The sequence below is a fragment of the Streptomyces sp. NPDC020875 genome (genome assembly GCF_040641415.1).
Taxonomy (GTDB): Bacteria; Actinomycetota; Actinomycetes; order Streptomycetales; family Streptomycetaceae; genus Streptomyces.
Map to the genome: position 1 here is coordinate 1 of NZ_JBFADP010000083.1, position 25,431 is coordinate 25,431.

At 71.4% G+C, this 25,431-nt stretch carries 18 protein-coding genes; 9 read left to right on the forward strand and 9 right to left on the reverse strand.

The window, feature by feature from the left end:
- Nucleotides 1–854: 854 nt before the first annotated feature.
- Complete coding sequence (locus tag AB0G74_RS31915; RefSeq protein WP_361153475.1) at nucleotides 855–1,952, reverse strand: helix-turn-helix transcriptional regulator; 1,098 nt, start codon at nucleotides 1,950–1,952, stop codon at nucleotides 855–857.
- Between the two features lie 605 nt (nucleotides 1,953–2,557).
- Between AB0G74_RS31915 and AB0G74_RS31920 the strand changes: the two genes are divergently transcribed.
- Nucleotides 2,558–3,445: a MerR family transcriptional regulator gene (locus AB0G74_RS31920; RefSeq protein ID WP_361153478.1), complete on the forward strand. Its 888-nt coding sequence runs from the start codon at nucleotides 2,558–2,560 to the stop codon at nucleotides 3,443–3,445.
- Nucleotides 3,446–3,502: 57 nt separating this feature from the next.
- On the opposite strand, the gene AB0G74_RS31925 is transcribed toward AB0G74_RS31920, so the two are convergent.
- From AB0G74_RS31925 to AB0G74_RS31940, 4 genes are all read right to left on the reverse strand, one after another.
- Nucleotides 3,503–5,731: a 3-hydroxyacyl-CoA dehydrogenase NAD-binding domain-containing protein gene (locus AB0G74_RS31925; protein WP_361153480.1), complete on the reverse strand. Its 2,229-nt coding sequence runs from the start codon at nucleotides 5,729–5,731 to the stop codon at nucleotides 3,503–3,505.
- 85 nt (nucleotides 5,732–5,816) lie between these two features.
- Nucleotides 5,817–7,037, reverse strand: coding sequence for an acetyl-CoA C-acetyltransferase (locus AB0G74_RS31930; RefSeq protein ID WP_361153482.1), 1,221 nt, complete (start codon nucleotides 7,035–7,037; stop codon nucleotides 5,817–5,819).
- A gap of 86 nt (nucleotides 7,038–7,123) precedes the next feature.
- Nucleotides 7,124–8,341, reverse strand: coding sequence for a CaiB/BaiF CoA-transferase family protein (locus AB0G74_RS31935; protein WP_361153485.1), 1,218 nt, complete (start codon nucleotides 8,339–8,341; stop codon nucleotides 7,124–7,126).
- A 309-nt stretch (nucleotides 8,342–8,650) separates the two neighbouring features.
- Nucleotides 8,651–9,271 (reverse strand): TOPRIM nucleotidyl transferase/hydrolase domain-containing protein, encoded by a 621-nt coding sequence (locus AB0G74_RS31940; RefSeq protein WP_361153487.1) that lies wholly within the window; start codon nucleotides 9,269–9,271, stop codon nucleotides 8,651–8,653.
- Between the two features lie 117 nt (nucleotides 9,272–9,388).
- On the opposite strand from AB0G74_RS31940, the gene AB0G74_RS31945 reads away from it, so the two are divergent.
- Nucleotides 9,389–9,874 carry an NUDIX domain-containing protein gene (locus AB0G74_RS31945; RefSeq protein ID WP_361153490.1) on the forward strand — a complete coding sequence of 162 codons (486 nt, stop codon included), beginning with the start codon at nucleotides 9,389–9,391 and terminating at the stop codon, nucleotides 9,872–9,874.
- A 13-nt stretch (nucleotides 9,875–9,887) separates the two neighbouring features.
- Here AB0G74_RS31945 and AB0G74_RS31950 read toward each other — a convergent pair whose 3' ends face one another.
- Nucleotides 9,888–10,589, reverse strand: coding sequence for an endonuclease V (locus AB0G74_RS31950; RefSeq protein WP_361153493.1), 702 nt, complete (start codon nucleotides 10,587–10,589; stop codon nucleotides 9,888–9,890).
- A gap of 100 nt (nucleotides 10,590–10,689) precedes the next feature.
- On the opposite strand from AB0G74_RS31950, the gene AB0G74_RS31955 reads away from it, so the two are divergent.
- The 5 genes from AB0G74_RS31955 (at nucleotide 10,690) to AB0G74_RS31975 (ending at nucleotide 17,644) form a co-directional block, all read left to right on the forward strand.
- On the forward strand, nucleotides 10,690–10,989 hold the full coding sequence (locus AB0G74_RS31955) for a YciI family protein (RefSeq protein ID WP_361153495.1): 300 nt from the start codon (nucleotides 10,690–10,692) through the stop codon (nucleotides 10,987–10,989).
- A gap of 203 nt (nucleotides 10,990–11,192) precedes the next feature.
- Nucleotides 11,193–11,615, forward strand: coding sequence for an SsgA family sporulation/cell division regulator (locus AB0G74_RS31960; protein WP_361153498.1), 423 nt, complete (start codon nucleotides 11,193–11,195; stop codon nucleotides 11,613–11,615).
- Between the two features lie 759 nt (nucleotides 11,616–12,374).
- Entirely contained in the window at nucleotides 12,375–14,039 is a 1,665-nt protein-coding gene (locus AB0G74_RS31965) for an ATP-binding cassette domain-containing protein (protein WP_361153501.1), read from the forward strand.
- A gap of 135 nt (nucleotides 14,040–14,174) precedes the next feature.
- Nucleotides 14,175–16,487: an excinuclease ABC subunit UvrA gene (locus AB0G74_RS31970; protein ID WP_361153503.1), complete on the forward strand. Its 2,313-nt coding sequence runs from the start codon at nucleotides 14,175–14,177 to the stop codon at nucleotides 16,485–16,487.
- Nucleotides 16,488–16,669: 182 nt separating this feature from the next.
- Entirely contained in the window at nucleotides 16,670–17,644 is a 975-nt protein-coding gene (locus AB0G74_RS31975) for an acyl-ACP desaturase (protein ID WP_361153506.1), read from the forward strand.
- A 237-nt stretch (nucleotides 17,645–17,881) separates the two neighbouring features.
- Here AB0G74_RS31975 and AB0G74_RS31980 read toward each other — a convergent pair whose 3' ends face one another.
- From AB0G74_RS31980 to AB0G74_RS31990, 3 genes are all read right to left on the reverse strand, one after another.
- Nucleotides 17,882–18,133, reverse strand: coding sequence for a WhiB family transcriptional regulator (locus AB0G74_RS31980; protein ID WP_361153509.1), 252 nt, complete (start codon nucleotides 18,131–18,133; stop codon nucleotides 17,882–17,884).
- Between the two features lie 127 nt (nucleotides 18,134–18,260).
- Nucleotides 18,261–19,058, reverse strand: a complete 798-nt coding sequence (locus AB0G74_RS31985; protein WP_361153512.1) for a VOC family protein — start codon at nucleotides 19,056–19,058, stop codon at nucleotides 18,261–18,263.
- Between the two features lie 186 nt (nucleotides 19,059–19,244).
- Nucleotides 19,245–20,228 carry a multicopper oxidase domain-containing protein gene (locus AB0G74_RS31990; protein ID WP_361153515.1) on the reverse strand — a complete coding sequence of 328 codons (984 nt, stop codon included), beginning with the start codon at nucleotides 20,226–20,228 and terminating at the stop codon, nucleotides 19,245–19,247.
- A 287-nt stretch (nucleotides 20,229–20,515) separates the two neighbouring features.
- Here AB0G74_RS31990 and AB0G74_RS31995 point away from each other — a divergent pair, with 287 nt between their 5' ends.
- The gene (locus AB0G74_RS31995; RefSeq protein ID WP_361153518.1) at nucleotides 20,516–22,942 is read left to right on the forward strand and encodes a ThuA domain-containing protein; all 2,427 of its coding nucleotides are present in this window, start codon (nucleotides 20,516–20,518) and stop codon (nucleotides 22,940–22,942) included.
- A gap of 404 nt (nucleotides 22,943–23,346) precedes the next feature.
- Entirely contained in the window at nucleotides 23,347–25,311 is a 1,965-nt protein-coding gene (locus tag AB0G74_RS32000) for a family 16 glycoside hydrolase (RefSeq protein WP_361153520.1), read from the forward strand.
- The last annotated feature ends 120 nt before the right edge of the window (nucleotides 25,312–25,431 follow it).

Below are 25,431 nucleotides of genomic sequence, written 5' to 3' on the forward strand. Positions count from 1 at the left end.
GCCCAAGGGCACCTGGAACGACTACGAGATCCGGGTGGTCGGCCAGTCGTACTCGGTCTACCGCGACGGGGTGCTGATCAGGCGCGGCCCGGAGCGTGACTGTTCGCGCAGTTCCGCCCCCTGCACCTCCGGCAATGGGGGCCCAGCGCCCCGGTCCTCACGGGTTCCGCCCGGCGACCTGACGTTGTTCGCGGTCCGCACCACCGTCGTGGTTGTTCGCGCAGTTCCCCGCGCCCCTGGGTTGCTCTTCTCGTCGCCCTTGTCACGAGACGGGCCCCGTTCCATAGGGCGGGGCCGAGGAGAGGCTTTTAGGGGCGCGGGGAACTGCGCGACCAGCCACTCACGGTCCGCAGAACGCGAACAAGCTTCCGTCGCCGGGCGGAACCCGGGGTTGTGGGCCTCACCGGGAGGGCCGAGGCGCTGGGGGTCCCCCCATTGCCGAAGGCATAGGGGGAGGAACTGTGCGAACAGCCACGACGGTGGGGCGGGCCGCGAACAACAGCAGGCCGCCGGGCGAGACCCGGGTAGTTCGGCGGCAACCCGGAGGGCCAAGGCGCTGGACCCCTGAGCGCCGAAGACATGGGGGCGCGCGGAACTGCGTGGGCAGCCGCCCACGGGATCGAGCGGCGGGACCGCCCGGAGGGCTACGCGCGGGCGAGGCGCCACGCCGGGACCGTCGCCGAGACCAGCGCCAGCGCCCCCGTCGTGGCGACGGCCGCGAGGATCGCCGGGTCCGCGCGGTCCTGGCCTACCTCCGCGGGGCGGGTTCCCTCTGACCGGTCCCGTTCCGGCTGGGCCGGAAGCGCTCCGGCAGGGCGCCCGTCCCGTGCCGCCCCGGCACCCGCGACCGGCCGTCATACCCGGGCCGGGGCCGCTCCCAGGGCGGTCATGTGCTGGGCCATCAGCAGGGCGACCAGTTCGCGGCGGCTGCGGACGCCCGTCTTGGTGAAGACGGACTTCAGATGGTCCTGCACGGTCGCCGGGGTGAGATAGAGCGTTCGGGCTATCTCCTGGGTGCTGTGGCCCCGGAGGGTGTGCAGTGCCACTTCCTGTTCCCGGGCGCTGAGCCGGTGTGCCATCAGGGTCAGGGGCATGACGTCGAGCGGGGAGGCGGGCTGGGCCACGACCGCGACCCGGCCGTCGGCGCGGCCGTCGAGCAGGGACGCGTGCAGGGACAGCCACTCCCCGGCGGGCCCGCGCAGCCGGGCGACGGCGGGTGCGGTCGGGCGTCCGGCCACGGCGTTGGTCCGGGCCCGCTGGGCGACCACGACGACGGCGGTCGGCACCCCCCGGACCCGGGTCATCTCCTCGGTGAGCGCGGCCAGCAGCTCCTGGGCCTGCGGGTCGGCGCTGACCAGCCGCCCGTCGGGGCCGACGACCAGCACGGCGGGGATCTGCGCGGGCCCGGTGAGGGTGCCGGGCTCGATGACGGCGGCGTCCCGGAGTGCCTCGGCCACCGCCCGCGCCACCCGTTCGGCCAGCCGGATCTCCCGGGGGGCGTACGGCCGGGCATCGTCGCCCCGCATCAGGGCGGCGGCGCCCCACCGGCCGCCCTGGGCGTCGAGGTTCATCCGCAGTTCGTCGGCGAAGCCGAAGTTCCGGAGGAGGTCCCGGTAGCGGACGCTCTCCTCGGGTCGGCCGCCGGTGGCCCGGTGGACGGTGTCGGCGAGCCGGCCGGTGCCCCGGATGCCGTGGAAGCGGGTGGGGTCGTCTGACCAGACCTCCAGTTCCACGGCCCGGTCGAATCCCTCGGGCGAGAGGTCGGTGGAGACGGTGGAGGTGATGAAGCCGGTGACGGGGTCGGCGCCGTGCCAGCACCCGGCGTCGAACCCGAGGACGGGCCGGAGCAGTTCGTGGATCTCCTGGAAGAACACCTCCGACGGCAGCCCCGCCCGGCCCAGTTCGGCGACGGCGCCGAGCGTTCTGCGTTCGACATCACGGAACGAGGTCACGGGACTACCATACGAGCGCGCCCGCCGACCTCCCACTTCACTGGGATGTCTTCGGCCGGCGCCGGCCGACATGATCGGTCCCGGCTCCCCCGGCCCCAGGAGGAGCCGAGCCTCGTCGTCGCTCCATTCTTCGCCGCGCCGAACCGACGCGATCGTCTCTCGGCCCCTCACCGGGCCGGTCCGCCGTTTCGATCCGTCGTCGCACCACCGTTCCTCCTCCACCTCCACACCGACCGCCCCCCACCCCTTGAGGAGTTGATGCCTTCACAGGGCCGCCGCCCGTCCTCCGGCAAGAGGACGCGCCACGCCGCCCCGGCCGCGCCGGGCCCGGTACGCCGACACCACGCACCCGGGCCCGGGGATTCCCGGCCGTCCCCGGGCCCGGCCGCACCACGGGCGGGCCCCACCACCCCGGCCGTACCGTAGCCGCGCCCACCGGGGCCCCGCCTCTTCCGCGAGAGGGGCGGGGCTCCGTCATTTCCGTTGTCCCGTCTCCGGACCCACGACCGGGACAACGGGTGGCCCGGGTCTTTCGACAGTGCCGGTGAGACAGCAATACTGTGCCACCCGGGGCGTGGACGGCGCCCGGGGAAGTGAGGCGCGAAATGGCTGGCGGCACCACCGTGGTCCACGGGACCGGCGGCGTGGACGGGCCGACGCTGACCGTGGACGAACTGGCCGCGCGGGCGGGTGTCACCGTACGGACCGTACGGTTCTACGGGACCCGCGGACTGCTGCCGCCGCCGGTGATCGGACCCCGGCGGGTGGGCCGTTACGGGCCCGAGCATCTGTCGCGGCTCGCCCTGATCGAGGAGTTGCAGCGGCAGGGCATGACTCTGGCCGCAATCGAACGGTATCTGGAGCAACTGCCGCCGGACATCGGGGCGCAGGATCTGGCGATCCACCGGGCGCTGGTGGCGACCTGGGTGCCGGACTCGGCCGAGGTGGTGGGCCGGGACGAGCTGGCCCGGCGGCTGGGGCGGGCGCTCGGCGACGCCGATGTGGAGCGGCTGACCGCGATGGGCGCGGTGGCGCCGGGGACCGAGCCGGGGACGTTCCGGGTCGATCCGGGGCTGCTGCCACTGGCGGCCGAGCTGCTCGACCTCCCGATTCCGTACGAGACGATTCTCGCCGCCCGGACGGTGCTGGTGGAGCATGCCCGTTCGGTGGCGTACGAGCTGACGCGGCTGCTCCGGGACGAGGTGTGGCAGCCGATCCGGGACCGCGGCGGCGTCGGCGGCCGGAACGGCGGGGTGGACGGGGTGGACGGGGTGGACGGGGTGGACGGGCGCGGCCCGGCGGATGCCGAGAGCGCCGCCGAGGATCTGCGGATGCTGTCGGCGCCGATTCGGCCTCTGGTGGTCCAGGCCCTGGTCACCGCCTTTCAGCGGTCCCTGAAGGAGGAGTTGCGTACCGCCTTCGCCGAACCGGGAGCCGAGGCCGTGGCCGCCACGGATACCGGTACGGGCTCCCGCGCCGCTTCGGACGGGTGACCCGGGCGGCCTGCCCGGCTTCGTCGCCAGGGCCCGCCGCCCGTGCCGTTCGCCGCCCTATTCGGCCGCGTCCGTGAGGCGTCCGTCCGTGGGGCGTTCGTCCGTGAACCGTTCGCCCCGTTCCGTCTTCGTCACCAGCAGCGCCGGGGGTTCGAACCGCTCGCCGTACCGGGCGGCCAGTTCCCGCGCCCTGGCGACGAAGCCGGGCAGCCCGCCCTCGTATCCGTTGACGTACTGGAGGACTCCGCCGGTCCAGGCGGGGAAGCCGATCCCCATGACCGAGCCGATGTTGGCGTCGGCGACCGAGGTCAGCACGTTCTCCTCCAGACAGCGGACCGCGTCCAGCGCCTCCGAGAAGAGCATCCGCTCCCGCAGGTCGTCGAAGGGGACCTCGGGGGCGTCCGGCTGGCCGAAGTGCTCCTTCAGGCCGGGCCAGAGCCCGGTCCTGGCGCCGTCGGGCCCGTACTCGTAGAAGCCCGCTCCCCCGGCCCGGCCGGTCCGGCCGAACTCGTCCACCATCCGGTCGACCACCGCGTCCGCCGGGTGCGGGCTCCACTCGCCGCCCGCGTCCGTGACGGCGCGCCGGGTCTCCTCGCGGATCCGGCGCGGCAGGGTGAGGGTGAGTTCGTCCATCAGGGCGAGGACCTTCGCCGGGTATCCGGCCTGGGCGGCGGCCTGTTCGACGGAGGCGGCCGGTACGCCCTCGCCGATCATGGCGACGCCCTCGTTGACGAACCGTCCGATGACCCTGGAGGTGAAGAACCCCCGGGAGTCGTTGACCACGATCGGGGTCTTGTTGATCTGCCGGACCAGGTCGAACGCCCTGGCCAGCGCCTCGTCTCCGGTCTTCCGGCCCTTGATGATCTCCACCAGCGGCATCTTGTCGACGGGTGAGAAGAAGTGCAGTCCGACGAAGTCGGCGGGCCGGTCGACGCCTTCGGCCAGTTCGGTGATGGGCAGGGTGGAGGTGTTGGAGCAGAGCAGCGCGCCGGGCGCGACGGCGGACTGGACCTCGCGGAAGACCCGGTGTTTGAGCGCCGTGTCCTCGAAGACCGCCTCGATCACGGCGTCGCAGCCCGCCAGGTCGGCGAGGTCGGCGGTCGGGGTGATCCGGGCGAGCAGCGCGTCCCGCTTCGCCTCCGTCGTCCGCCCCCGGGCGAGGGCCTTGTCGAGGAGTTTGACGGAGTACGCCTTGCCCCGCTCGGCGGCTTCGGCGTCGATGTCCTTGAGCACCACGTCGATCCCGGCCCTGGCGCAGGCGTAGGCGATGCCCGCGCCCATCATCCCGGCGCCGAGGACGGCGACTTTGGTGACGGGTCGCGGTTCGACGCCCCGGGGCCGGGCGGCGCCCGCGTTGACGGCCTGGAGGTCGAAGAAGAACGCCTGGATCATGTTCTTCGCGGTCTGTCCGGTGACCAGTTCGGTGAAGTAGCGCGCCTCGATGACCTGGGCGGTCTCGAAGTCGACCTGGGAGCCCTCGACGGCGGCGGCGAGGATGTTGCGCGGCGCGGGGTAGGGCGCCCCGCCGGTCTGCTTCTTCAGGTTCGCCGGGTAGGCGGGCAGATCGGCGGCGAACCGGGGGCTGGCGGGGGTGCCGCCGGGGATCCGGTAGCCCTTGACGTCCCACGGCTGCCGTGACTCGGGGTGGGTGTCGATGTAGGCGCGGGCCAGGGCCAGCAGCTCCGCCCCGGTCTCGGCGACCTCGTCCACGAGTCCGTGCTCAAGGGCCCGGCGGGGCGGGTACTGGGTGCCCTTGAGGAGGACCTTCAGCAGGGCGTCGGCGATTCCGAGGAGGCGTACGGTACGGGTCACGCCGCCCGCGGCGGGCAGCAGGCCGAGGGTGACCTCGGGCAGGCCGATCCGGGCGCCGGGGGCGTCGAGGGCGATCCGGTGGTGGCAGGCGAGGGCGATCTCGTAGCCGCCGCCGAGGGCCGTGCCGTTGACGGCTGCGACGACGGGGACGCCGAGGGTCTCGATCCGGCGCAGGGCGCGCTTCACGGTCATCCCGGTCTCGAACGCGGTGGCCGCGTCCTCGGGGCCGAGCCGGATCATCTCCTTGAGGTCGCCGCCCGCGAAGAAGGTCTTCTTGGCGGAGGTGACGACGATGCCGCGGATGGAGTCGCGTTCGGCCTCGGCGCGGTCGGCGATCGCGGTGAGGGAGGCCACGAACGCCCGGTTCATGGTGTTGGCGGACTGGTTCGGGTCGTCGAGGACGAGGGTGACGACTCCGGTGTCGTCGGCTTCCCAGCGGATGGTGGTGGCGGTGGTCGTGGTGCTGCTCGTCATGGCTGCGGTCTCCGGGAGGGTGGCGGAAGGCGGCGGCGCGTCGGGGGTCGTACGGTGTCGGCGCGGGCGGCTGGAGTCGTACGGGTCAGGAGGTGACGCGTTCGACCACGGTGGCGACGCCCATCCCGCCGCCGACGCAGAGGGTCACCAGTCCGTACCGCAGCTCGCGGCGCTCCAGTTCGTCGACGAGGGTGCCGAGGATCATCGCCCCGGTGGCGCCGAGGGGGTGGCCGAGGGCGATGGCCCCGCCGTTGACGTTGACCCGGTCGAGGCTGATGTCCATATCGCGGGCGAACCGCAGGACGACCCCCGCGAACGCCTCGTTGATCTCGATCAGATCCATGTCGTCGATGGTGAGTCCGGCCCGGGCGAGCGCCTTGCGGGTGGCGGGCGCGGGGCCGGTGAGCATGATGGTGGGTTCGGAGCCGGAGACCGCGGCGGAGACGATCCGGGCCCGGGGGCGGAGCCCGTACCGTTCGCCGGTCTCGGCGGTGCCGACGGCGACGAGGGCGGCGCCGTCCACGATGCCGGAGGAGTTGCCCGCGTGGTGGACGTGGTCGATCCGCTCGATCCAGTGGTACTTCTGCAGGGCGACGGCATCGAAGCCGCCGAGGTCGCCGATGGTGGCGAAGGCGGGCTTGAGGGCGGCGAGGCTGTCGGCGGTGGTGCCGGGGCGCAGATGTTCGTCCCGGTCGAGGACGACGAGGCCGTTGCGGTCGCGGACCGGGATCACGGACCGGTCGAACCGGCCGTCCTTCCACGCGGCGGCGGCCCGCTCCTGGGAGAGGGCGGCGTATTCGTCCACGTCGCGGCGGGTGAAGCCCTCGATGGTGGCGATCAGATCGGCGCCGATGCCCTGGGGGACGAAGCCGACGGTGTGGTTGGTCATCGGGTCGGCGAACCAGGCGCCGCCGTCGGAGGCCATCGGGACCCGGGACATGGATTCCACGCCACCGGCGAGTACCAGGTCCTCCCAGCCGGAACGGACCTTCATCGCGGCCAGGTTGACGGCTTCGAGCCCGGAGGCACAGAAGCGGTTCTCCTGTACTCCGGCGACGGTGTCGGGCAGTCCGGCGGCGATCGCGGCGATCCGGGCGATATCGGAGCCCTGGTCGCCGACGGGTCCGACGACCCCGAGAACGATGTCGTCGACGGCGGCCGGGTCGAGTCCGGGATGGCGGTCCAGCAGTTCCCGGATCAATCCGACGACCAGGTCGATCGGCTTGGTCCCGTGCAGGGCTCCGTTGGCCTTGCCGCGCCCGCGCGGGGTGCGGATCGCGTCGTACACATACGCTTCGGTGCTCAAGACGACTGCCTTTCGGGGCGGGTCCTTCGGGCGGGTGGTCGGCGTCGGCGGGGGCCCGGCGGCGGTACGGCGCCGGGCCCGGCGCCTCAGCGGTCGGCGGCGGGCTCCGACGACTCGCGATCGGCGGCCGCGGCCGACTCTGCGGCATCGGCCGCCGACGGCTCGCCGGTACGGGCGGGCAGCCCCCAGTCCCGGGCCACGGAGACGGCGTCGGCGCCGGGCAGCGCCGGTCCGGTCCGTACGGAGGCGGGGGTGGCGGAGAACCGGGGCGCGGGCGCGGGCTGGGTGATCCCGCCGTGCCGGACGAAGGTGCCCCGGGCGGCGAGCTGCGGATGGCGGGGCGCCTCGCGCAGGGAGAGGACGGGGGCGACACAGGCGTCGGCGCCTTCGAAGACCTCGGTCCATTCGGCCCGGGTGCGCTCCGCGAACCGGGCGGCGACGGCGTCGCGGAGTTCGGGCCAGCGGTCGAAGTCCTTGCGGGCGGGGATCCGGTCCGCGATGCCGAGGAGTGCGACGAACTCGTCGTAGAAGCGCTGTTCGAGCGCGCCGACGGCCATATATCCGCCGTCGGAGGTCCGGTAGCAGCCGTAGAAGGGGCAGCCGCCGTCGAGGAGGTTGGCGCCGCGCCGGTCCTGCCAGCCGCCCGCGGCCATCATTCCGTGGATCATCGTGGCGAGATGGGCGGTGCCGTCGACCACGGCCGCGTCCACGACCTGGCCCGTACCGCCTTCGGTCCCGGCGTGCCGGAGGGCCGCGAGCACTCCGATCACGAGATAGAGGGCGCCGCCCGCGTAGTCGCCGAGGAGGTTGGCGGGGACGGCGGGGGCCTCGTCGGCCTGCCCGATCATGCCGAGCGCGCCGGTGACGGCGATATAGCCGATGTCGTGGCCCGCGCGGTCGGCGAGCGGTCCGTCCTGGCCCCAGCCCGTCATCCGGCCGTAGACCAGCCGGGGGTTGCGGGCGAGACAGACGTCGGGTCCGATGCCGAGCCGTTCGGCGACCCCGGGCCGGTAGCCCTCGACGAGTACGTCGGCCCGCTCGACCAGGTCGAGTACGGCGGCGGGCCCGTCGTCGGCCTTGAGGTCGATCAGCACGGACCGCTTGTTGCGGTTGGTGAGGTCGGACCCGGGGTCGATACCGAGCCCGGCACCACGGGGCCGGTCCACCCGGACGACATCGGCGCCGAGGTCGGCGAGGAGCATCGCGGCGAACGGGCCGGGGCCGATCCCGGCGAGTTCGACCACCCGGACTCCGGCGAGCGGTCCGCCTCCCGTGGCCGGTCGGGATGTCGGCGGCGGTGTCATCGAGCCCCCAGCGTAGATATGACACAACTGATGTAACACCAGTGATGGTAAGAACGTGTTCCACCGCGGACAAGGGTTTCCCCGCGACGGCCGGGCCGATTCGCCCGCCCGGACTGTACGCGGCCGGACGGTCTGCGCGCCCGCGCCACCGGGCCCGGACGGCACGGGTGCGTACGGATGCCCGAACACCCAGGCCGCGTACACATACCGAGGGACGTGTACGGGCGCGTACGGACATCCTGCCCCCGGCCGCCCCGGTCGGGTCCGCGCCCCGCCGCGCCCCAGCTCGGCGTGCCGCGACCGGTGGAGTCAGAGTTCCGCGAGCAACCGCTCCAGGGGGCGCGGTACGCGGTCGGGTTCCAGCGCCTCCACGAGCACCCGGCCGTAGTGGATCTTGCGGCCTTTCTTGGTGCCGAGGAACCGCCGCAGCCGCTGCCCCTCGGGGCGGGCTCGTTGCGCGGGCTGGCGCAGAAAGGTGTCCAGGGGGCGGCCGTCGCCCTCGGCGCGGATGATCTCGGCGACCCGTTCGGTGCCGAGCGCGCGGATCAGTTCGTCCTCCAGGTCGGCGGCGCAGACGAAGAACCCGGGTCCGCCCCCGGCGCCCGCGCCCTCCCAGCCGCGCGCGTAGTAGGGGCGTTCGGCCTCGTCGCAGAGTCCGGTCAGCCGGAGGCCCAGGCCCGTCGGGCCGAGGAACCGGGCGAACCGTCCGGCGTTCATCGCCCCGCCCATCGGCAGTACGTGCACACCTTCGGCGCCGGGATCCCGGCCGTGGCGGGCGGCGAGCGCGTCGACGGCGGCGGCGTCGCTGAGCCCTTCAAGCAGGACGACGGTACGGATCCCCAGTCGCCCGGCCAGCTCCCGCACGGGTTCGCCGGGGCCGCCGGCCGCCCAGTCCAGGACGGCGTGCTGAAAGGGTCTCGTATCGGTCATGGCCCAAGTCTGGGCCGGTCACGGCCGTCGCCGGTACGGGTTTTCCGTGGCAGGGGGTTCGCGGCCCGGCCGGTAGCCTCGGTGGTCGCGTCGTCGGGGGACCGGGGAGTGGGAGAGATGACCGACACGGGTACGGGGACACGGCTCCGGGTCTCGGCCTATGCCGTCGTGGTGCGGGACGACCGGCTGCTGCTGGCCAGGCTGGCGGATTCGTCGCCGGTCTTCGAGCCGGGGCTGTGGCATCTGCCGGGCGGCGGGATCGACCCGGGAGAGCAGCCGGCCGAGGCGCTGGCCCGGGAGCTGTGGGAGGAGACGGGGCTCGAACCGGTCGCCGTCAGACTGCTCGACGCCCGGACCTACCCGGCCCGGCGGCTCGGGGTCGACTGGCAGCTGACGGGGCTGCTCTACGCGGTGGACGTGGCGCCGGGGGCCCGGGTGCGGGCGGAGACCGGCGGTACGACGGACGCCGCGGTCTGGCTCCCGTGGGCGGGGTTGCGGGAGCCGGAGCTGTCCCCGGCGGCGGTCGACGCGGTCCGGCTGCTGCGGGCCGGTACGGGCGGTACGGCGCCGGGCGCGGCGCTCGGCGGGGAGCCCCTTCCGTAGTCCTGGCGGACCGTCACCGGCTCGCGCCCACCGCCTCCGCGAGGGCGTCGCGGCACAACCGGTCGGCGTACCGGGTGGTCTCGGGTATCCGGTAGCGGGGGGTGAGCGACAGGGTGTGGGCGCAGGCCGCGTCGAGGGTGATCCGGTGTCCCACGGAGACGTAGACCGGTTTCACCCCGTCCCTGGTGCGCAGGGCGCGGCCGACCTCCGTACCGTCGTCGGCCGTCAGGGGGCTGGTCGCGCCGCGTTCGGCGCCCGGTTCGGCGGCGGTGAGATGGAAGGGGTTCTTGGCGATGCCGATGGCGGGCAGGCCGGTGAGGACGCCCAGATGGCTGGCGAGTCCGAACCGGCGGGGGTGCGCGAGACCGTAGCCGTCGCAGACGACGAGACCGGGATCGGTGCCCAGCCCCGCCAGCGCCGCGAGGACGGCGGGGATCTCCCGGAAGGCCAGCAGCCCGGGTACGTAGGGGAAGGCGACCCGGCCCACGGCGGTCGCCCGCGCCACCACGTCGAGACCGGTCGCGTCGAGGGTGACGGCCGCCGCCGCGACCAGGTCGCGTTCGTCGTCGTACGCCACGTCGACCCCGGTCACCCGGCCCGTACCGACCGGCGGGCCGGGCTCGTCGATGATCACCCGGTGGCGGAGTTCGTCCTGTACGGCCAGGGCCGCAGCCGGGTCGCGCGGCCAGTCCTCGGGAATGTCGATCAGCGTCATGGTGGGCCCACCCTATGCGCCGGGCGCCCGGCCGGAGGCGGTCCCGGCGGCGGCCCCGACCTTGAAGGACCGGCGCCCCCGGTGCCGTAGATTGACGGACATGTTCGTACTGGAGCTGACGTACACCGGACCCCTGAAGCGGGCCGACGCGCTGATGGACACCCATATCGCGTGGGTGGACCGGCTGTTCGCGGAGGGTGTCTTCATCGCGTCGGGGCGGAAGAACCCCCGGGACGGCGGGGTGATCCTGGCCGTCGGTGACGACCGGGCGCGGATCGAGGAGATCGTCGCGGGTGATCCCTTCACCGCCCATGGCGTCTGCGTCTACCGGATCACCGAGTTCACGGTCGCCCGGACGGCCCCCGAGCTGGACCGTTTCCGGCAGCAGCCGGTCGGCTGACACCCGCCTCGACGGCACCCGGCCGGGCGCGGGAACGGTCTCCGTACCGGTATCGGAACCGGACGGACCCGTTCGGTTCCGGCGGGAGACGGTGACACAGCTCACGCACCCGGTCAGTGCACCCCCACCCCGGGTCGCCACGTCCTCTTCTGTGTCAGGAAGGCGTTCACGGGCCCGAGCGCGTGCATCAGCAAGGGGGACCAATGTCCACAGTCACCGTCGTCGAGCAGACCGTGAGCGCCCGGATCGTCGCCTCGGCCCCGCGCGCCGAGCCCGTACGGGCCGTACTCCGGTACGAGACCCATGACCCCTACGCGGTCCGGATGGCGTTCCCCGCGGACGCGACCCTGGAGGGGACCGACCTGGCCTGGGCCTTCGCCCGGGAGTTGCTGGCCACGGGGATGGACCGGCCCGCCGGTGACGGCGACGTCCGGATCCGGCCGTACGGCTACGACCGTACGGTGGTCGAATTCCACGCCCCCGAGGGCGTCGCCGTCGTCCATGTCCTCACCTCGGAGATACGACGCTTCCTCGCCCGGGTCGAACGGCTGGTCCCGGCCGGGGCCGAGAGCCGCCACCTCGATCTCGACGAGAACCTGGCGGAACTCCTCCGCGACGCGCTCTGACCGCCCTGGCTCTCCGGGCCACCGCCCCGCTACCCGGCCCGCGCCCGGCGACAGCAGGTTTTCCCCGGCCTGCGAACCGTGGTGGGTTGCTCGCGCAGTTCCCCGCGCCCCTGGTTGCCCGCCTCTCCGCCCTTGCGGAGAGGCGGGCCCCTTTTCGGGGCCGGTGCTGGGGAGAGCGTTTAGGGGCGCGGGGAACTGCGCGACCAGCCCACCACCGGGCCGCAGGCGCGAGAGATACACCTGCCCGGCAGGGCAGACGGCGTGAGCGGCGCCCCGGAGAGCCAAGGCACTGGGGGTCCCCCCATCGCCGAAGGCATAGGGGGCGGAACTGCGCGACAAGCCACCCACGGTCCGCGGACCGCAGACAACAGCAGGCCCCCGGGCGAGACCCGGGAAAAATACTTTGCCGCCCCCGAGCCCACCCCGTTACGCTTCACTCGTTCCTGTTGCCGCCGATTGGAGAAGGACGTTGCTCGACTGAGGTCCGGGACACCGTGCGCGGGTCACCGTCGTGTTCGACGGGTGGCCGCCGTGTGTGCGACCTCGGGCTGCGAGCCGTTCTTCCGGGCCGGGAACTCTCCCCGCCGAGCACCGTGACCGCCTTTCGGGCGCTCCGGACGCTCCGTCCGTCCTGCCGTGCGCGCCTTGGTGGCCGCCTGCCGTGACGGGTCGCGGTCGCTTTCGGCCGGCTCCTCTCCGTCGGCGTACGCATCCGGTGTCTCCTCCGTTGCCCTTCCCTTCTCGCGACAGGAGACCTGTATGTCTACCGTTTCCACCCATATCAGCTGTGCCGATCTCGACTTCTCCTGGTCCGACGGTACGGAGGTGTTCCATGGCTTTCAGCTCTCCGTCGGCCCCGGCCGGACCGGGCTGATCGGCCGTAACGGCTCCGGCAAGTCGACCTTGCTGAAGCTGATCGCGGGTGAGCTGACTCCGGCGGGCGGCTCGGTCCGTGCCGTCGGGGAGATCGGTTATCTGCCGCAGAATCTGGTGCTGGACACCAGGATGCCGGTGGACCGGGCTCTGGGCATCGCCGAGACCCGGGCCGCGCTCCACGCCATCGAGGGCGGCGACGCCGACGAGCGGCATTTCGCCGTCGTCGGTGACGACTGGGACGTCGAGGAGCGGGCCCGGGCGGTCCTCGATCAGCTCGGTCTCGGCCGGATCGGTCTGGACCGGACGATCGGCGAGGTCTCCGGCGGTGAGGGCGTTCTGCTGCGGCTGGCGGCGTTGCTGCTGGCCCGGCCCGATGTGCTGCTGCTGGACGAGCCGACGAACAATCTGGACCGGTTCGCCCGGCGGCGGCTGTACGAGGCGGTCGCCGCCTGGTCCGGGGTGATGGTCGTGGTCAGTCATGACCGTGAGCTGCTGGAGCTGGTGGACCAGGTCGCCGATCTCCGGGACGGCGGTGTCACCTGGTACGGCGGCACGTTCTCGGAGTACGAGGAGGCGCTCGCCGTCGAACAGGAGGCCGCCGAGCGGATGGTGCGGGTGGCCGAGGCCGATGTGAAGCGGCAGAAGCGGGAGCTGGTGGAGTCCCAGACGAAGCTCGCCAGACGGCGGTCGTACGCGAAGAAGGCCCAGATCGAGAAGCGGGTGCCGAAGGTGGTGGCGAATACCCTCAAGAGCACGGCCCAGGAGTCGGCGGGCAAGCACCGGACGATGCACGCCGAGCGGCTCGCCGGGGCCCGGGAGCGGCTGGACGAGGCGCTGGAGGCGGTCAGGGACGACGACGAGATCCGGATCGAGCTGCCGTATACGACGGTCCATCCGGGCCGTGAGGTGCTGCGGCTCTCGGAGCTGCGGCTGCCGTACGGTACGGAGGTGCGCGGGGTCCTCGACATCCGGGGTCCGGAGCGGATCGCCCTGGTCGGGCGGAACGGCTCGGGCAAGACCACTCTGCTGCGAACGATCGCGGGCGAGCTGGCGCCGGTCTCGGGCGAGGCGGAGACGCTGGTTCCGCTGCGGTTTCTGCCTCAGCGGCTCGATGTGCTGGACGACGAGCTGAGTGTGGTCGGCAATGTCGCCCGGGTGGCGCCGGACGCGACGGTCAACCGGATCCGGGCCCGGCTGGCGCGTTTCCTCTTCAAGGGGGCGAAGGCGGACCAGCTCGCCGGAACGCTCTCCGGTGGGGAGCGGTTCCGGGCGGCGCTGGCGTCGCTGTTGCTGGCGGAGCCCGCGCCGCAGTTGCTGCTGCTGGACGAGCCGACGAACAATCTGGACATGGCGAGCGTTCAGAAGCTGACCAGCGCGCTGGCGGCCTATGAGGGGGCGTTGATCGTCGCCAGCCATGACGTGCCGTTCCTGGAGTCGATCGGGGTCACCCGGTGGCTGCTGCTCGACGGCGGGCTGTACGAGACCGACGCCGAGTCCGTCCGCGAGGGCGCCCTGCGGGCCCCTGAGAAGGAGGCGGCGGGAGCGTAGTGGCCCGTACGGTCCGGTCCCGGGGGCTCACCCGCTGCCCCGGGGCCGTACCGCCGGGCCGCCCACCGCAACCCGTGGCGATCTTCGCCGGAATCCCGACAGAAGGTGTCGGGATTCCGGCTTAGCGTCGGCTCCATGCCTGAGCAGAACAACATCGTCATCACCGGGGCGCGGGAGAACAACCTGCGCGATGTCTCTCTCGCCGTACCCAAGAACAAGATCACCGTCTTTACGGGTGTCTCGGGCTCCGGTAAGTCGTCGCTCGTCTTCGACACCATCGCCGTGGAGTCGCAGCGGCAGCTCAACGAGACCTTCACCTCCTTCATCCGCAACCGGCTGCCGAAGTACGAGCGGCCGCAGGCGGACGCCATCGACGAGTTGTCCGTGGCGATCGTGGTCGATCAGAAGCCGGTCGGCGGCAACGCGCGCTCCACCGTCGGCACGATGACCGATATCTACTCCTTCCTCAGGGTGCTCTTCTCCCGGCACGGCACTCCGTCCGCCGGCCCGGCGACCGCGTACTCCTTCAACGATCCGACCGGGATGTGTCCCGACTGCGACGGGATCGGCCGGACCGTCGAACTCGACGTCGACCGGGCCGTCGACTGGTCCCGGTCCCTGGCCGGTGGCGCGCTGCTGCTGCCGGGGCTCTCGGTCGGCGCCTGGGAGTGGAAGCTGTATGCCGAATCCGGCCATTTCGATGCCGACAAGCCGCTCGGGGAGTACACGGCGGAGGAGCGCGAACTTCTGCTCCACGGGAAGGACTTCTCGGTCCGGCTGGAGATGAAGTCGGGCTCGTTCGACATGCGGTTCGAGGGCATCGTCAACCGGTTCACCCGGCTCTCCCTGAAGCGTGACACGGGTGGAATGTCCGAGAAGCGCCGGGAGGCCATCGAGCGGTTCACGGTCCGGCGGCCGTGTCGGGCCTGCGGCGGGGAGCGGCTCAACGCGGCGGCCCGGGCCAGTCGGATCGACGGTCTGACGATCGGCGACTGGACGCGGATGGAGGTGGCCGATCTGGTTCGGGTACTGGACCGGATCGAGGATCCGGTGGCCGCGCCGGTCGCGGCCACCGCGCGGGAGCGGCTGGAACGGCTGGTGGGGATCGGGCTGGGCTATCTCTCCCTCGACCGGGAGACCACCACTCTCTCCGGCGGTGAGGGCCAACGGCTGAAGATGATCCGCCATCTCGGCAGCTCCCTCACCGGGCTGACCTTCGTCTTCGACGAGCCGAGCGTCGGGCTGCACCCCCGCGACGTGGGCCGGATGAACGATCTGCTGGTCCGGCTGCGGGATCGGGGCAACACGGTCCTGGTGGTGGAGCACGACCCCGATGTGATCGCGATCGCGGACCATGTCGTCGACATGGGGCCGCGCGCGGGCACCCAGGGCGGGCGGGTGGTGTACGAGGGGCCGGTGGGCCCGCTGCGGGAGGCCGACACGCTCACCGGGCGGTGTCTGCGTCGCCGTACGCCGCTCAAGGAGAGCTTTCGGACACCTTCCGGCTGGCTGCCGGTGACCGGGGCGGACCGGCACAACCTCAAGGGGATCGACGTCCGGTTCCCGGCCGGGGTGCTGACCGTGGTCACCGGGGTCGCGGGCTCCGGGAAGTCGACCCTGGTGTCGGAGGTCTTCACGGCCGCGTATCCGGAGGCGATCGTGATCGACCAGGGCGCGATCACCGCGTCCGTACGTTCCACCCCGGCGTCGTATCTGGGCCTGATGGACCACATCCGTACCGTCTTCGCCAAGGCGAACGGGGTGGAGCCGGGGCTGTTCAGCTTCAACTCGAAGGGCGCGTGCGGGGAGTGCTCGGGGCGGGGAGTGATCCACACCGATCTGGCGTTCATGGATCCGGTGACCACGATCTGCCCGGTCTGCGAGGGGCGCCGTTTCCAGGACCATGTACTGGCCCACCGGGTCCGGGGGCGGTCGATCGTCGACGTGCTGGATCTCACGGCGGCCGGGGCGATCGAGTTCTTCGGCGACGAGCCCCGGATGCTGGGCAGGCTCACGGCGCTCGACCGGGTCGGCCTCACGTATCTCACGCTGGGGCAGCCGCTGAGCACCCTTTCCGGCGGCGAGCGGCAGCGGCTGAAACTCGCCACGCAACTGCACCGTACGGGCAGTGTCTACGTTCTCGACGAGCCCACGTCCGGACTCCATATGGCGGATGTCGACACCCTGGTCGGGTTGCTGGACCGGCTGGTCGACGCCGGGAACTCGGTGATCTGTGTGGAGCACGACATGGATGTGGTCAAGCGGGCCGACTGGGTGATCGATCTGGGGCCCGACGGCGGCAAGCACGGCGGTGAGCTGGTCTTCGAGGGGACCCCGGCGGGGCTGCTGGAGCACCCCGATTCGTTCACGGCCGAATACCTCCGGCGCGATCCGGGGCTCGGTGGTTCGTCGCCACGGCCGAGTGGTCTATCTCTCGTACGGAGCTGAACCCATCCGAAACCGGCCAACTGAAACGGCCCCCACCTGCGGATATCACGGATTGTGAGCGACGCGCTCCGGACTCGGCTTGGAGGAAGGCTTACCCCACCCTTAACCTACGGTCTCGTAACCTACGAATCCGTAGGTAGCGCCTGCCGACCAGGCGTCTCTCCCGTCCCCTGGAGCCACCCGTGACCATCACTTCTCCCCACCTCGGCAGTTCGGAAGCGTGGACCGATGCCCGGCTGCTGTTCGCGCTCGAAGAGGTGGTCGAGAAGGAGCTGAACCGTCATCTGAAGGTGGCGAAGGACTGGATGCCGCACGAGTACGTGCCGTTCTCGGACGGGCGCAACTTCCCGGGCCAGTTCGACGACGGGGTGGCCTGGGAGCGGGAGCAGTCGAAGGTCACCGACATAGGACGTATCGCGCTCGTGGTGAATCTGCTGACGGAGGACAACCTCCCCAGCTACCACCACGAGATCGCCACCCTCTTCGGCCGGGACGGCGCGTGGGGCACCTGGGTGCACCGCTGGACCGCCGAGGAGGGCCGGCACGGCATCGTGATGCGTGACTATCTGCTGACCTCGCGCGCCGTCGACCCGGACAAGCTGGAGCAGTTCCGGATGGCGCACATGGCGGAGGGCTTCGAGTCCGACAACCGGCATTCGATGCTGCACTCGGTGGCGTACGTCGCGTTCCAGGAGCTGGCGACCCGGGTCTCGCACCGCAATACGGGCCACCAGTCGGGCGACCCCGTCTGCGACCGGATGCTGGCCCGGATCGCCACGGACGAGAACCTGCACATGGTCTTCTACCGGAATCTGCTGAGCGCGGCCTTCGAGCTGGCGCCGGATCTGACCATGCAGGCCGTCCGGGACGTGGTGGTCAACTTCCGGATGCCGGGTCACGGCATGCCGGGCTTCGAGCGGGCCGCCGCGCAGATGGCGATCGGCGGGATCTACAACCTGCGGATCCACCATGACGACGTGCTCGCGCCGGTGATCCGCTTCCTGAAGGTCATGGAGATCGGCGACCTGGGCCCGGAGGGTTTGAAGGCGCAGGAGGAGCTGGGGCTCTACATGGGCGGTCTGAACTCGGAGGCGACCAAGTTCGACGAGCGCCTCGCCGCCCGCCGCGCCCGCCTGGATGCCCGCGCCAACCGCTGAGGGCGAGCGGGCCGTAACGTAAGGGGCAGTCCCGGACCGCACGGGCCTGCCACCCTCTCAAGACCCGTGCCCCGGAGTGCCTCGCCTTGCCCTCGCCCTGGAGAGGGCGAGTGAGCCGAAGGGGCGCGTCGTGTTCTGGAAGGAGAACGCGCGCAGGCCGCGAGGTACGAGCGGCCGAGCACGATCGACTGAAGAACACGGCTGAAGCGCCCCGGAGGCGAACCGAGCCACAAAAAATCAAGCAGCTTCGCGGCGGGTTTTCAGGTTGTGGCGTTCCTTTTCGGAGAGGCCGCCCCAGACGCCGAACTTCTCGTCGTTCTCCAGTGCGTATTGCAGGCATGCGACCCGGCCCTCGCAGGCTCGGCAGAGGCGCTTGGCCTCGCGGGTGGAGGAGCCGGGGGCGGGGAAGAAGAATTCGGGGCCGGTCTGGGCACAGAGCGCCGTCTCCTGCCAGGAGAGGTCCTCGGTGGCGGTGATGTTCTGCTGCATGGCCACCACGGTGGCCTACGGCGATAAACGCCTCATCAATGACGCATCAACACGGGTCCCGGCCGGGCGGATTCAGCGGGTCGGCCGGTACGGCTGCCGGGGACGTCTTACCCTTCCCGCCCGGTGGTCACGCCTGCTGCGGTGAGGGGGTCATGACGAAGAATCGCGCCCCGGTGGGGTCGTCGATCAGGGCGAATCGGCCTACGCCGGGCATGTCGACGGGTTCCATGGTGATGGTGCCTCCGGCTTCCCGGGCTTTGCCGACGGTGGCGTCGCAGTCCTGGGCGAGGAAGTACGGCAGCCAGGTGGGCCGGTCCAGTGGGCCTTCGTCGCCGAGTGGCGCGATTCCGCCGAACATGTCGTCGGCGGTCTGCCCTTCGGGGTGGATCATCGTGTAGCCGGGGCCTTCGCCGCCGCCCGGCATGGGCATGGTGGTGGTGCCCCAGCCGAAGAGGGCGGTGTAGAAGGCGACGGCGGCGGGGACGTCGGAGGTGTTGAGTTCGACCCAGAACAGGGCGTCGGGGGCGTCGACCAGGTCGAGGCCCTTGTTGGTGCCGGGTTGCCAGACGGCGAAGCCCGCGCCTTGGGGGTCGGCGAGGACGGCCATGCGTCCGAGGTCCATTACGTCCATGGGTTCGGCGATGACGGTTCCGCCGGAGGATTGGACGGTCGCGGCGGTCCGGTCGGCGTCGGTGGTCTGGAAGTAGAGGTTCCACGCGGTGGGCCCTTGGTCGGCGGGGACGGTCATTCCGCCGGCGACGGTCTTGCCGTCGAGCTGGAAGAGTCCGTAGCCGCCGAATTCGGGCCCGCCGGGCTGGTGTGTCCAGCCGAGGACGGCCTGGTAGAAGCGGGCGGCGGCGTCGAGGTCGGGGGTGCTGATGTCCAGCCAGACGGGTGAGCCGGGCACATAGCGCGTGGTGAGCATGATGACTGGCGCCTCTCGTGTGGACCGAGCCCCCGCCCGCTCAGTCTCGCGCAGCCCCAGGGGCCTCGCATCCGGATCCCCGGGGGCCCGGGGCGGGGGCGAGGGCCCGGCGGGTACGGCCGGTGAGCGGGGCGCCGCGCCCCGTGAGCTCCGAGCCTCTTGCGCGCCCCGCACCCTTACGGTTGCTCAGTGGTGGCCGCCCGGGCCGCCCGGGTCGTAGCCGGGGATCGTTCCGTCGGGTTTGGCGATGAGCAGCAGGCCCGCCATGCCCATGTCGGAGTGGCTCTGTACATGGCAGTGGTACATCCAGGCCCCGGCGCCCACGCCCTCCCCGGCGATGATCTGGAGGCCGAAGGAGTCCGCCGGGCCGGTGATCTTGTTGTCGATCACCCGGCTGGGGTCGTTCGGTCCGGTCAGCAGGCCGGTCCGGTTGTCGGCCCAGCGATGACCGTGGATATGGAAGGTGTGGTAGTACTCGCCGTGCGTGATCATGACGATCTCGACCCGGTCTCCCACCGTCGCCTTGAAGTCCGGGCCGGTGTGCCCGGGCTTGTTGTTGATCGTCATGTCGTTGAAGACGACGGTGAACTGTTTGTCGGGCAGGATGTCGCCTTTGCGCCGGACGACGAGGGGGCCGTAGAGGCCCTTGCGGATGCCGCCGGTGCCGTGGTCCGTACCGACGACATGGTCGTGGTAGTGCCAGTAGCCGGCGCTGCCCGCCCGCCAGGTGCCGTCGGCGCGGCGGCCGGGGGCGTGGGTCCGCCAGGTGTAGGTCCGGGTGGCGCCGGGGTCGACATGGCTGCGGTTGAGTTTGGTGCCGTCGTTGTCGATATCGAAGTCCACACCGTGGACATGGAGGCTGACCGCGACGTCCAGCAGATTCTCGAACTCGATGTGCAGGGTGTCGCCTTCGTTGAGTTCGATCATCGGGCCGGGGATGGTGGGTTGGCCCTTCTCCAGGCCGTAGCCGAGCTGCCCGTCCGCCAGTTTTTCGGCGTAGAGCTTCATATGGCGGACCTTGCCCCCGGCGGGCGCGGTCCTGGGCGGGGTGGCGGCCAGTGGTGCGGCGGCGGCCGGGGCGCCGTTACCGGCGAGTGAGACCGAGGTGACCCCGGTGGCCGCGACCGCGCTTCCCGCCAGCACTTTCCGGTTGAAGCTCCGTCTGTCCATGGCGAACTCCCCACTCCGTTCGGGCGACTGACGGGGCGCGCGCCACCCCGGAGGACGGCCATACCGTAGCCCGGGGCCCCTTGTTTATCCACACTCAGGACAAAGTTTGTTCTTCTGCGGTCATACCTATTGGCGAACCGCGAAAAGAGGTCTAGCTTCCTTTGCTGTCGTCGGCTGCTGTCGGCTGGTGCCATGACCACCAAGGAATGGATGACCCCATGCGGCGCGCACCACACCACAGGTCAAGATCCCGAACCCGCACCCCCGGGCACGTCTGCGCGGCGGCCCTGGGGGTCGCCGCACTGACTGCTTCCCTGCTCGGCGGGGTGTCGCCGGCCACCGCCGGTACTCCGCCCGAACCCCGAACGACAACGATGTCCCTGCCCTCACCGCCGGGTGGCAAGAATGTCCGGGTACTGGTCTTCCACGGTTCGGCGACGGCCGAGTCCCCGCTGGTCGACGCCGGTATCGAGGCGGTGGAGTCGATCGGTCTCAGCGGTCCGGCCGCGGGCCGTTTCGCCACCGAGGCGACCGGCGACCCGGCCGTGTTCACCGACGCGGCCCGGCTCGGCCGGTTCAACGCGGTGGTCTTCCTCACCGGTGGCGGCGATGTGCTGGACCCGGAGCAGGAGGCGGGCCTCGAAACGTATATGGAGGCCGGTGGCGGCTTCCTCGGCGTCCATGACGCGGCGCGCACGGAGCCGTACTCCGGCTGGTTCACCGGACTCATCGGGGCCCGGCCGACCGGGGCGCCGAGTCCGGTCCAGCGGGCCGTGATCGAGGTCGGGGACCGGCTGCATCCGGCCACCAAGTCGCTGCCGCTCCAATGGAAGCGGCCGGACAAATGGTTCAACTGGGCGGCGAATCCGTCGGGTTCGGTCCATACCGTGGCCCGGCTGAAGGAGAGTTCGATCACCCCGGCCGCCAAGCCCAACGGCTGGGACCACCCGGTGTCGTGGTGCCGGGACTACGACGGCGGCCGGTCCTTCTATACCGGTATGGGCGGTACGGTCGACAGCTTCGCCGAGACCGACTTCCGGGACCATCTGCGCGGGGCACTGGCCTGGACGACCCGGCTGTCCCGCGCCGACTGCAAGGCCACCATCGACGCCAACTACACGGCCGAGCGGGTCACCAAGCCCAACCAGCCGGGGCTGAACGACCAGATCGGGGAGCCGCACGGCCTGGTCACGGCCCCGGACGGCAAGGTGTTCTACATCGGCCGGGGCGGCGCCGACAGCACGAAACCGGTGGTCACCGACTGGAACGACCCGAATATCGGCAAGGGCGCCGGTGAGATCCATGTCTACGATCCGGCCACCCGGCAGGTGACCCTCGCGGGCGCGCTCTCCGTCTTCGGCAACAAAGGCGGCGGCGACGAGCTGATCAAGAACGAGGAGGGGCTGCTCGGGATCGAGCTGGACCCCGGCTTCGCGGCCAACGGCTGGATCTATCTCCACTACACCCCGCACGCGGGGATCGACCGGGAGAAGCGACTGGCGGACCGCCGGGTCTCCCGCTTCGTCTACGACCACACCACCGGCAGGCTCGATCCGGCCAGTGAGAAGGTGCTGCTGAGCTGGCCCGTGCAGATCCACAGCTGCTGCCACTCGGGCGGCGGGCTGGCCTGGGATTCGAAGGGCAATCTCTATATCGCCACCGGGGACAACAACTCGTCCCGGTTCAGCGACGGCTATGCGGGCAACAACCCGCAGCCGAACTACAAGGGGGTCTCCTTCGCGGACGCCCGGCGCACCTCCGGCAACACCAACAACCTCAATGGCAAGATCCTCCGGATCAAGCCACGGCCCGACGGTACGTACACCCTCCCGGCGGGCAATCTCTTCACCGGCGACGAGTCGGCCGAGGGCGGCGGGAAGACCCGGGGCGAGATCTATGTGATGGGTGTCCGCAACCCGTCCAGGATCTTCGTCGACCAGAAGACCGACATCCTCTACGCGGGCTGGGTCGGGCCGGACGCCGGGGCGCCGTCCCCGACCTGGGGCCCGGCCAAGTACGACACCTTCGCCGCCATCACCGGGGCGGGGAACCACGGCTGGCCGTTCTGTATGGGCAACAACCAGCCCTACCGGGACCGGGGGCCCGTCGACCCCGCGAAGCCACTGGGCTGGTACGACTGCTCGGCGCCGAAGAACGAGTCGCCGAACAACGACGGTCTGGTGAATCTGCCGCCGGTCACACCGAACACGATCTGGTACGCCCCGCAGGGCGGCGGCCCGGACTTCCCGCGGAACGCCGACGGCGTACCGAGCTACGAACTCGCGGAGCAGAAGCTGCTGCTGCCCTGGCTGAAGGGCGGGGCGCAGGCTGCCATGACGGGCCCGGTCTACCGCTACGACCGAGCGAGTAAATCCACCGTGAAGTGGCCCGCGCACTGGGACGGCAAGTGGTTCGTCGGCGACTTCTACGACGGCGACCAGCCCCGGCACGCCGTACTGACGGATCCGAAGACGGTCGGCAAGGGCGGTCCGCCGGTCCACGCCGAATCCCTGAAGAAGATCATTCCGGTCGGGGCGAACGGCATCCGCAACCTCATGGACTGGAAGTTCGCCCCGGACGGATCGCTGTACGTCCTCGACTACGGGCGCGGCTTCTTCACCTCCGACGCGCGCTCGGCGCTCTGGCGGATCACCTACAAGGGCGGCGACGCGACCCCGTCGGCGGACCTGCTGGCACGGAAGGCGGCACGGTGAGCACGATACGGAAGAACGGCCCGAGACCGCGCGGAACGGGCGGTGTCCGGCGGGCGACGGGCCCGTGGGCGGCCGTGGTGGCGGCCCTGGCGATGGTCGTCGGCCTGCTGTCGGCGGTGGCGTACGGCCAGGACGGCCCCGGCGGGCAGGCCCGTACCGGCCGGACCGCCGCAGCCGCCGCCGAACAGGCCGTACAGACGGGGCAGACCGGTCAGCGGGACCGGGCCGGACGGTCATCGGGGCAGGGCGGGGCGGACCGCCGGGCCGCGCCCGCCGCGGCGCAGACCCTGACCTGGACGGCGGGCGATCCGATCGACCGCTATCTCACCTTCCCGACCACGGCGGTGGCGGGCCGGACCACGATCGTCTTCGAGAACAGCCGGGCGTCGGGGAACACCACGGGGATGCCGCACACCCTGACCTTCGACGTCTCGGACCCGGAGTTCAACAACGACGTACCGCTGAACATCCTGGCCGATCCCACCGACGACCGGGGCGGCAGGCACACCGCCGAGGTGACCCTCACCCCCGGCCGCTACCGGTTCTTCTGCACGATCCCGGGGCACGGCCGGATGCAGGGCATCCTGACCGTCTCCGACCCGGCGGGCGAGGACACCACGGCACCGGTGACCGAGGCGAAGGTGACCGGCGACCGGAACTCCGACGGCGCGTACCTCGGGGTCGCCACGGTCGCGGTGACGGCGACCGACGAGGGTTCGGGCGTGGAGCGGACCGAGTACGCCACTGGAGCCGACGGCCCCTGGCAGTCGTACACCGGGCCGGTGGTCGTCAACACCGTCGGGGAGCACCGGATCCGCTACCGGGCCACCGACCGGGCCGGGAACACGGCGGCCGAGAAGGCGGTGGACTTCCGGGTGGCGGCCCCGCCGACCGGCGACCGCACACCGCCGGAGACGTCGGCGACGGTCAGCGGTGAACGCGACGCCCAGGGGCGGTATCTCGATACGGCGACCGTGACGGTGACGGCGTCCGACACCGGCTCCGGCGTCAACACCATCGAGTACGCGACGGGAGCCGACGGCGCCTGGCAGCCGTACACCGCCCCGGTGATGGTGCGTCAGCCGGGTACGCATACGGTCCGCTACCGGGCCACGGACCGGGCCGGGAACGTGTCCGACCCGAAGTCCGCCGAGTTCACGGTCGTCACACCGCCCCAGCCGGACACCACCCCGCCCGTGACGGGCGCGGATGTGACGGGGCCCCGGAACTCCGACGGGGCGTACCTCGGCGCGGCCCGGGTCGCGGTGAGCGCCGCCGACCACGGCGGCTCGGGGGTGGAGCGGATCGAGTACTCCCTCGACGGCGGCCCCTATCTCGGCTACACCGGGCCCGTGGTCGTCGACCGGCTCGGCTATCACACGCTCCACTACCGGGCGACGGACAAGGCGGGCAACACCTCGGCGGCGCTGAAGGTGACCTTCACGGTCGCCGAGGGCGGCGGGGTCCCGGCGCCGAACTGCCCCGAGTGGGACGAACGGCTGACCGTGATCGTGGGTACCGTCGACTCCGGGGTGCCCAACCGGATGACCCGGTCCCGGTGCGCTGTCAACGAACTGATCGAGGACGAGAAGGCGTGGTCGTCGCACGCCCTCTTCCTCAAGCATGTCGACCAGGTCCTGGACCGGCTGCTGGAGGACGGGGTGATCGACGCCCGCGAGCACCGGAAGGTGTACGCGGCGGCCAAGGCGTCCGGGCTCGGCAAGCCGGGGCGGAACACCGGCTACCAGGACCTCTTCGACGGGACCCGGAAGTCGTTCGACCGCTGGCAGCACGTCGGCGGCGGCTCGTTCGCCCTCAACGAGGACGGCTCGATGACCAGCGGCACCACCCGGGGCGGGCTGGGGATGCTCTGGTTCCCGCAGCGCCGGTTCGGGGACTTCTCGCTCAAGCTCCAGTGGCGGGACGACGCCCCCGGCACGGGCCAGGCCAATAGCGGGGTCTTCGTCCGCTTCCCGTATGTCCACGAGAATCCGGAGGAGCCGCGTCCGGAGTGGGTGGCCATCAAGTACGGGCACGAGGTGCAGGTCCTGGACCGGCCGGACGGCGATATGTACAAAACGGGGTCCGTCTACGGCTTCGACCGGGTCGGACTGGCCGGGGCCGGGGTGACGCCCAAGGGCACCTGGAACGACTACGAGATCCGGGTGGTCGGCCAGTCGTACTCGGTCTACCGCGACGGGGTGCTGATCAACCGGTTCGAGAACACGGCGGGTCAGAGCTTCGCCCCGCCGCGTTCGGGCGACGTCGGAACGGACGGCCGCCGGTACGCCCTCGGCTATCTCGGCCTCCAGGTGCACGGGACGACCGATGTGGTGTCGTACCGGAACATCCGGATCCAGGAGCTGTGACACCCGGTCACCGACCGGACGGCGGGTCTTCGCCGAGATCCCCGCCCTCTCCCGGCCGGTGCTCAAACTGCTCCGATCCGGCGCGTAAGTCTCCCACGACGACGGCCACTACCGCCATCT

What these genes read in the sequence shown, in the direction of transcription:
- AB0G74_RS31920 (WP_361153478.1), top strand. Translation starts at nt 2,558, where the DNA reads ATGGCTGGCGGCACCACCGTGGTCCACGGGACCGGCGGCGTGGACGGG.
- AB0G74_RS31925 (WP_361153480.1), bottom strand. Translation starts at nt 5,731, where the DNA reads ATGACGAGCAGCACCACGACCACCGCCACCACCATCCGCTGGGAAGCC.
- AB0G74_RS31935 (WP_361153485.1), bottom strand. Translation starts at nt 8,341, where the DNA reads ATGACACCGCCGCCGACATCCCGACCGGCCACGGGAGGCGGACCGCTC.
- AB0G74_RS31940 (WP_361153487.1), bottom strand. Translation starts at nt 9,271, where the DNA reads ATGACCGATACGAGACCCTTTCAGCACGCCGTCCTGGACTGGGCGGCC.
- AB0G74_RS31945 (WP_361153490.1), top strand. Translation starts at nt 9,389, where the DNA reads ATGACCGACACGGGTACGGGGACACGGCTCCGGGTCTCGGCCTATGCC.
- AB0G74_RS31950 (WP_361153493.1), bottom strand. Translation starts at nt 10,589, where the DNA reads ATGACGCTGATCGACATTCCCGAGGACTGGCCGCGCGACCCGGCTGCG.
- AB0G74_RS31955 (WP_361153495.1), top strand. Translation starts at nt 10,690, where the DNA reads ATGTTCGTACTGGAGCTGACGTACACCGGACCCCTGAAGCGGGCCGAC.
- AB0G74_RS31960 (WP_361153498.1), top strand. Translation starts at nt 11,193, where the DNA reads ATGTCCACAGTCACCGTCGTCGAGCAGACCGTGAGCGCCCGGATCGTC.
- AB0G74_RS31965 (WP_361153501.1), top strand. Translation starts at nt 12,375, where the DNA reads ATGTCTACCGTTTCCACCCATATCAGCTGTGCCGATCTCGACTTCTCC.
- AB0G74_RS31970 (WP_361153503.1), top strand. Translation starts at nt 14,175, where the DNA reads ATGCCTGAGCAGAACAACATCGTCATCACCGGGGCGCGGGAGAACAAC.
- AB0G74_RS31980 (WP_361153509.1), bottom strand. Translation starts at nt 18,133, where the DNA reads ATGCAGCAGAACATCACCGCCACCGAGGACCTCTCCTGGCAGGAGACG.
- AB0G74_RS31985 (WP_361153512.1), bottom strand. Translation starts at nt 19,058, where the DNA reads ATGCTCACCACGCGCTATGTGCCCGGCTCACCCGTCTGGCTGGACATC.
- AB0G74_RS31990 (WP_361153515.1), bottom strand. Translation starts at nt 20,228, where the DNA reads ATGGACAGACGGAGCTTCAACCGGAAAGTGCTGGCGGGAAGCGCGGTC.
- AB0G74_RS32000 (WP_361153520.1), top strand. Translation starts at nt 23,347, where the DNA reads ATGCCGCACACCCTGACCTTCGACGTCTCGGACCCGGAGTTCAACAAC.